Annotated in this window: 5 protein-coding genes and 1 pseudogene; all 6 read left to right on the top strand. The window is 66.6% G+C overall.

Annotation, left to right across the window (positions count from 1 at the left end):
- Positions 1 to 10: 10 nt before the first annotated feature.
- Complete coding sequence (locus RJ03_RS05860) at positions 11 to 244, top strand: ATP synthase F0 subunit C (protein ID WP_036498579.1); 234 nt, start codon at positions 11 to 13, stop codon at positions 242 to 244.
- Positions 245 to 249: 5 nt separating this feature from the next.
- Positions 250 to 804, top strand: a complete 555-nt coding sequence (locus RJ03_RS05865) for a F0F1 ATP synthase subunit B (RefSeq protein WP_036498568.1) — start codon at positions 250 to 252, stop codon at positions 802 to 804.
- Positions 805 to 893: 89 nt separating this feature from the next.
- Positions 894 to 1703 (top strand): F0F1 ATP synthase subunit delta, encoded by an 810-nt coding sequence (locus tag RJ03_RS05870; protein WP_036498583.1) that lies wholly within the window; start codon positions 894 to 896, stop codon positions 1701 to 1703.
- Between the two features lie 62 nt (positions 1704 to 1765).
- The gene (gene atpA, locus RJ03_RS05875) at positions 1766 to 3406 is read left to right on the top strand and encodes a F0F1 ATP synthase subunit alpha (RefSeq protein WP_036498571.1); all 1641 of its coding nucleotides are present in this window, start codon (positions 1766 to 1768) and stop codon (positions 3404 to 3406) included.
- Positions 3407 to 3460: 54 nt separating this feature from the next.
- Positions 3461 to 4432 carry a F0F1 ATP synthase subunit gamma gene (locus RJ03_RS05880; RefSeq protein ID WP_036498574.1) on the top strand — a complete coding sequence of 324 codons (972 nt, stop codon included), beginning with the start codon at positions 3461 to 3463 and terminating at the stop codon, positions 4430 to 4432.
- A gap of 26 nt (positions 4433 to 4458) precedes the next feature.
- Positions 4459 to 4961, top strand: a pseudogene (locus RJ03_RS05885) (F0F1 ATP synthase subunit beta); the annotation flags it as partial.

The raw sequence follows: 4961 nt of genomic DNA on the forward strand, positions 1-4961 counted from the left end.
CCTCTCCTACGTGGCCGCCGAACTCGCCCAGACCTCGGATCGGGTCAAGGGCTACGGCGCTATCGGTTACGGTCTGGCCGCGATCGGCCCGGGTGTCGGCGTCGGCATCGTCGTCGGTAAGGCGATCGAGGGCATCGCCCGTCAGCCCGAGCTGCAGGGCACCATCCGGACCAACATGTTCCTGGGTATCGCGTTCACCGAGGCCCTCGCGCTGATCGGTCTCGTCGCCGGCTTCATCTTCTGATTCCGATGAACAGCATGTACTTGCTCGCCGAGAATGCAGAGGACAAGAACCCTCTGATTCCGGAGCCATACGACATCGTCTGGTCGGTGGTGTGCGTTGTCGTCATCGGGATCCTGTTCTACAAGTACGTGGTCCCGCGATTGACGAAGGTGCTCGACGAGCGCTCGGAGAAGATCGAAGGCGGCATGGCCAAGGCCGAGACCGCGCAGGCCGAGGCGCAGGAAACCCTGCAGCAGTACCAGCAGCAGCTGGCCGAGGCCCGGCTCGAGGCGGCGCGCATCCGTGAGGAAGCGCGTACCCAGGGCCAGCAGATCCTCGCGCAGCTGCGCTCGGAGGCTCAGGCCGAAGCCGATCGCATCGTCTCCGCCGGTCATGCCCAGCTCGACGCCCAGCGTCAGCAGATCGTGACCGAGCTCCGGTCCGAGCTCGGCCGCACCGCGGTCGACCTGGCCGAGAAGATCATCGGGCAGTCCGTGGCGGACGAAGCCAAGCAGGCGGCGTCCATCGATCGGTTCCTCACCGAGCTGGATGAGAAGGCCGGCATCGGGGTCGGAAGGTAACCTGCGCCTGAGAGGTCTTGTCGGTGACGCAAGTCACCGGCGCCCGACCACTCCGGGCCCCGGAATTCAACACAGTGAAAGTGGGAATCATGTACGCAGCGAGCCGCGAGGCGAGTTCCCGTGCGAGGGAAGCTCTTTCGGCCGCACTCACCGGGAGTGACTCCGTCGCCGCCACGACGGGCTCCGAACTGTTCGCCGTAGTCGCCGTGCTCGACGACCAGCGTTCGCTGCGTGTGGCGCTCGCGGATAAGTCGGTGTCGAGTTCGGTGCGTGCCGAACTGGCCGAACGCGTTTTCGGCGGCAAGATCAGCGCGGCCACACAGGCCGTGCTGACCACTGCCGTCGCCCAGGACTGGTCTCGTACCCGAGATCTGGTCGACACCCTGGTGCTGCTCGGGCAGGAGGCGCTGTTGCGCGCCGCGGCCGACCGCGGACGTATCGACGCCGTCGAGGACGAGTTGTTCCGGCTGGGCCGCACCGTCGAAGACAACCCGGATCTGGAGCAGGCGCTCACCGATCGCGGTAAGCCGGCGGCCGCCAAGCGCGAGCTGCTGGCTCGGCTGCTCACCGGGAAGGTCGAAGACGTCACCATGCAGCTGGCCGAGCAGGCGGTCGGCCGGTCGCGCGGTGATGTCGGCGTCGCCTTCGACCAGTTGTCCGATCTGGCGGCGTCGTTGCGCAAGCAGATCGTCGCGCACGTTCGTTCGGCGACGGCCCTGACGCAGCAGCAGCGGGAGCATCTCGCCGCATCGCTGCAGCGAATCTACGACAAGCCGGTCACCATCCACGTGCAGGTCGATCCGGCATTGCTGGCCGGTGTCGTCGTGCGTATCGGTGACGACGTGATCGACGGCAGCGCCGTCGGCCGACTGCAGCGCCTGCGCCAGGCCCTGGCCTAGCCGAGCCTCGAGCCCGGCAACCCACCCCGACATTCCAGACCACAGCGAGAGCAGGAAGAACCATGGCGGAGCTGACGATCTCCCCCGATGAGATCCGTAGCGCGATCGAAAGCTACACCCAGAGCTACACCCCCGAAACCTCGATCGAGGAAATCGGCACGGTCACCGACACCAGTGACGGCATCGCGCACGTCAGTGGCCTGCCGTCGGCGATGACCAACGAGATCCTCGAGTTCCCCGGCGGTGTGCTGGGTGTCGCGTTGAACCTCGACCCCGACGAGATCGGTGCGGTCATCCTCGGTGAGTTCGACGGCATCGAAGAGGGCCAGCAGGTCCGCCGCACCGGTGACGTGCTCTCGGTGCCGGTCGGCGACAAGTTCCTGGGCCGCGTCATCAACCCCCTCGGCCAGCCGATCGACGGCCTGGGCGAGATCGAGGCCGACGAGCGCCGCGTGCTGGAGCTGCAGGCCGCGACCGTGCTGGAGCGCCAGCCGGTCGAGGAGCCGATGGCCACCGGCATCACCGCCATCGACGCGCTGACCGCCATCGGTCGTGGCCAGCGTCAGCTGGTCATCGGCGACCGCAAGACCGGTAAGACCGCGGTCTGCATCGACGCCATCCTGAACCAGAAGGCCAACTGGGAGTCCGGCGATCCGACCAAGCAGATGCGCTGCATCTACGTCGCGATCGGCCAGAAGGGCTCCACCATCGCCGGCGTGAAGTCCGCGCTCGAGGCGCACGGTGCGATGGAGTACACCACCATCGTCGCCGCCCCCGCGTCCGACTCCGCCGGTTTCAAGTGGCTCGCGCCCTACACCGGTTCCGCGCTCGGCCAGCACTGGATGTACCAGGGCAAGCACGTCCTGATCGTGTTCGACGACCTGTCCAAGCAGGCCGAGGCCTACCGCGCCATCTCGCTGCTGCTGCGTCGCCCGCCGGGCCGTGAGGCGTACCCCGGTGACGTCTTCTACCTGCACTCCCGTCTGCTGGAGCGTTGCGCGAAGCTGTCCGACGCGATGGGCGCCGGTTCGATGACGGGTCTGCCGATCATCGAGACCAAGGCCAACGACATCTCGGCGTTCATTCCGACCAACGTCATCTCCATCACCGACGGCCAGGTCTTCCTCGAGTCCGACCTGTTCAACAAGGGTGTGCGTCCGGCCATCAACGTCGGTACCTCCGTCTCCCGTGTCGGTGGCGCCGCGCAGACCAAGGCCATGAAGACGGTCGCCGGTTCGCTGCGTCTGGAGCTGGCCTCCTACCGCGAGCTCGAGGCGTTCTCCGCCTTCGCCTCCGATCTGGACGCCGCCTCCCTGGCCCAGCTCGAGCGCGGTGCGCGCTGGGTGGAGCTGCTCAAGCAGGATCAGTACTCGCCGGTCGCGGTCGAGGACCAGATCGTCTCGATCTACCTGGTCGACGCCGGTTACTACGATTCGGTGCCGGTCGGCGACGTGCGGCGCTTCAACGCCGAGCTGCTCGAACACCTGCACAACAAGGTGCAGGGTTCCTTCGACGCCCTCGAAGGTGGCGCGAAGCGGCTCGAAGGCGAGCCCGCCGACGCGATCAAGGCCGAGACCGAGCGCTTCAAGCAGGGCTTCCTGGCCTCCGACGGCAGCCGCGTGGTCAACGAGGCCGGCGCCGGTGAACTGGACCACGAAGAGGTCGAGTCGCTGTCGGTCACCCGTAAGCACGTCGAGAAGTAAGCCGGGTCCGACGATGCCTACGAATTCGATACGCGAAGGGAGTGTGAACCGCTGATGGCGAACTTGCGTGAATTGCGCTCCCGTATTCGTGGCGTGAGCTCGATCAAGAAGATCACCAAGGCCCAGGAACTGATCGCGACCTCGCGAATCAGCAAGGCCCAGGCCCGGGTGGCCGCCGCGAAGCCGTACGCGGAAGAGATCACGAAGGTGCTCGGCGAATTGGCCGGTGCCTCCTCGAATCTCAACCACCCCCTGCTCACCGAGCGGGCCACTCCGCGCCGCGCCGCCATCCTGGTGATCACCAGTGACAGCGGTATGTGTGGTGGCTACAACTCCAACGTGCTCAAGCGCACCGAGGAACTGATCACGACGCTGCGCTCCGAGGGCAAGGAGCCGGTGCTGTACGTGATGGGCAGCAAGGGCCTGACGTACTACACCTTCCGCAACCGCCCGCTGGCCGGTTCGTGGACCGGGTTCTCGCAGCAGCCGCACTACACCGACGCGTCGGCCGCGTGCCACCACCTGGTGGATGTGTTCATGGCGGGCTCCGACACCGAGGTGGAGGGGCCGGGCGGCACCGGGACCATCGAGGGCGTGGACGAGATTCACATCGTCTACACCCGCTTCGTCTCGATGCTGTCGCAGGTGCCCGAGGTTCGCCGGCTCGCTCCGATCCAGGTGAGCTTCGTCGACGAGAACTTCGAACTCGGCGAGGACATGCTCACCGACTCGCCGGACGCGAAGATCACCTCGCTCTACGAGTTCGAACCGGATGCGGACAAGCTGCTCGGCGCCCTGCTGCCGAAGTACATCAACACCCGCATCTACTCGTCGTTGCTCGAGGCCGCGGCCTCGGAGTCGGCCGCGCGCCGCACCGCAATGAAGGCTGCCACCGACAACGCCACCGAGCTGGTCAATACCCTGACCCGCCAGGCGAACTCGATCCGGCAGGCGAACATCACGCAGGAAATCAGTGAAATCGTCGGCGGCGCGAACGCGCTGGCTGCGTCCTCGGATCGCGACTAAGCCCTAGCCCCCATGGAAGAGAACAAATGACCGCAGCTGTCACGCAAGAAAACGCAAGCCGGGCGGGCGCTGGCACAGGCCGCGTCGTCCGGGTCAACGGCCCCGTGGTGGACGTCGAGTTCCCGCGCGGCGCCATCCCAGAGCTGTTCAACGCCCTGCACGCCGACGTCACCCTGCCGTCGGTGGCCAAGACGCTGACCCTCGAGGTCGCGCAGCATCTGGGCGACAACATCGTTCGCACCATTTCGATGCAGCCGACCGACGGCCTGGTTCGCGGCGTCCCGGTGTCCGACACCGGCAAGCCGATCTCGGTTCCGGTCGGCGACGTCACCAAGGGCCACGTGTTCAACGCCCTCGGCGACTGCCTCGACACCCCGGGCCTGGGCCGCGACGGCGAGCAGTGGGGCATCCACCGCCAGCCGCCCGCCTTCGACCAGCTCGAGGGTAAGACCGAGATCCTGGAAACGGGCATCAAGGTCATCGACCTGCTGACCCCGTACGTGAAGGGCGGCAAGATCGGTCTGTTCGG

The organism is Nocardia aobensis NBRC 100429, from assembly GCF_000308375.1.
Lineage (GTDB): Bacteria > Actinomycetota > Actinomycetes > Mycobacteriales > Mycobacteriaceae > Nocardia > Nocardia aobensis.